2 protein-coding genes and 1 pseudogene are annotated in these 2,239 nt (G+C 46.9%); 1 reads left to right on the forward strand and 2 read right to left on the reverse strand.

Annotated elements, in window-relative coordinates; genetic code table 11:
- Positions 1-626 (forward strand): glycine--tRNA ligase subunit beta (locus tag ACQY6Q_RS04375; protein ID WP_427978311.1); only part of this gene is annotated, 626 nt, incomplete at its 5' end.
- A gap of 63 nt (positions 627-689) precedes the next feature.
- On the opposite strand, the gene ACQY6Q_RS04380 is transcribed toward ACQY6Q_RS04375, so the two are convergent.
- Together ACQY6Q_RS04380 and ACQY6Q_RS04385 are read right to left on the reverse strand one after the other, a co-directional pair.
- The gene (locus ACQY6Q_RS04380; RefSeq protein ID WP_427978314.1) at positions 690-1,733 is read right to left on the reverse strand and encodes an HDOD domain-containing protein; all 1,044 of its coding nucleotides are present in this window, start codon (positions 1,731-1,733) and stop codon (positions 690-692) included.
- A gap of 158 nt (positions 1,734-1,891) precedes the next feature.
- Positions 1,892-2,239 (reverse strand): annotated as a pseudogene (locus ACQY6Q_RS04385) (LysR family transcriptional regulator); the annotation flags it as partial.

Raw genomic sequence — 2,239 nt, forward strand, 5'->3', positions numbered from 1 at the left:
GCGCCGCTATCGGTGTGTTACGCATTATCGTTGAGAACAAGTTGCCACTAGACTTAGTGACCCTGATTGCTAAGGCTCAAGAACTCCATGGCACTAACTTAAGCAACGCGAATGCAAGCGATGAAGTGCTTGAGTTCCTAATGGCGCGTTTCCGTGCTTGGTACCAAGATAAAGGTATCGATGTTGACGTAATCCTCGCCGTATTAGCACGCCGCCCAACTCGCCCAGCTGATTTTGATAGCCGTATCAATGCGGTATCACACTTCAGAAGCTTAGAAGCCTCTAGCGCTCTGGCAGCGGCGAATAAGCGTGTGTCTAACATTCTGGCGAAAGTGGAAGGCGAATTACCCACTGCGATTAACTCAGCTCTGTTAGCCGAAGCCGCAGAACAAGCATTAGCCGCTAAGCTTGGCGAACTGCAGCCTCAACTCGCTCCGCTGTTCGCTAATGCTGATTACCAACAGGCATTAACACTGCTGGCGAGCTTACGTGAAAGCGTTGACCAGTTCTTCGAAGACGTGATGGTTATGGCGGACGACGAAGCATTGAAAAACAACCGTTTAGCACTGCTAAATAACCTACGTGAGCAGTTCTTACATGTAGCGGATATTTCTCTGCTCCAGTAAGTCGCACGTTAGAGTCTTAATAAAAAACGCGCTTTTAGCGCGTTTTTTATTGGCTGCAATATATTAAAACTGCTGAAGTTTTTCGTGCAACGCTTCGAATTGAGCGGGCTCGAGTCCAGCCAAGGTTAACAAGTTGCTCAGCATATCAGCAGGCAATTTACCCGCTTGCTGCAGCATCGAAATCTCACTGATGATATTGGCGCGCCAAACCACAGCGGCAATTCCCTCATTCGGCCGAGTGTGAACATGGGCTAATTTATCCAGCTCGGTTTCAAAGGTACTTGGCAATTGCCAATGCTTTGCCAACAAAGCACTTAAGGTGAGTGATTTGGCTGTCATCACTTGTCGGAATAACCAAGAATTTGGCTGCTCCCCAGGCTCTGCTTGCACAAAGGCATCGAGCAACATTTTAAAAATGGCGAGCTTACCCACATCATGCAGTAATCCTAATAGGAACGCCGTGTCTCTACCTTCTTCACTCAGTTCACAGGTTAAAAAGGCCACCTGCATCGAATGACGCCAAATTTCGGCACCAAAGCGACGAAAATAAATGGGTTTAATATCGAGCATTTCACGCACTAGGCAGCTCGTCACAAAGCGGCGTAACTGTTCACGGCCGAGCTGCACTAAAGCCTGTTGCAGGCTTGTGACCTCTCTATCTCCACGCTTAAAGGCTGGTGAGTTGCACAGCTTAAGCACTTCGACGCTCAGTAAGGGATCTTTCTCGATTAACGCCAACAAGTCCTTAGTATCAAACTGTGGCTCAGCTAATTTACGGTCTAACTCCAAAACCTTAGAGGGAAGCTTCAGCACCTTTTCTGCTATCACTTGTGGCGATGCTAAGGCCAGTTCTATTTCAGCCATAACACGCCGTTCAAGGTTATTAGCAACGCCACCAGCATCTTTGGTTCTGGCGGGAAACAACAGGCTGTAAAACAGCGCCGCGAGGTCGATACTCACCACGGTATCAACGGGTTCTTCTTGGCGTTTAGGGGCTGAAACTTTGTCCAACGATTTACTGAGATCGGTTTGACTAAAGCTTTTAGGTCGCTCCAGTATTGTCTCTTCGCGGATATTAAAAATTTTATTAAATATGGACTTAATCAAGACGTTCCAACCTATAAGAGCTGAGTTAACTGACCCTGCATAATTATCAGTCCATTGTAGTTCATATACTAGTGGTCACATCATGTATTACGCGCAGCTTTACTATATGTCCCTAGGCTTAAGGCTGCATTATCAAATCGAATGTTTCACGTGAAACCTTATTCCAAGTAGCCTTGATAGGCCCGTGCAATTTGCTTGGCCAACTCCGCATTGATTGGTGAATAAGCTTTAGCGGAAATAACCAGTGCGACGGCGACCACAGGCAAGGGTGGAAGTGTTCCAGAATCAATAATATTCAGTGGTGCCGATACACTGCATTCGGCCATGGCACTAATAGCCAAATCCTTAGCCACTATCGCGTTAAGAGCCGCAGCACTGCTGCTACAGGCTAACAATTGAAAATGCCTATCTTGCTTCATTAATCCATCTAACGCCGCGATATGGAATTTACAATCCTTTTGGAATAGCGCTATGGGTAAGGGATCGGCATCACTCAAGCTCGAACC

The sequence above is a fragment of the Agarivorans sp. genome (assembly GCF_050295395.1).
In the GTDB taxonomy this organism is placed as follows: domain Bacteria; phylum Pseudomonadota; class Gammaproteobacteria; order Enterobacterales; family Celerinatantimonadaceae; genus Agarivorans.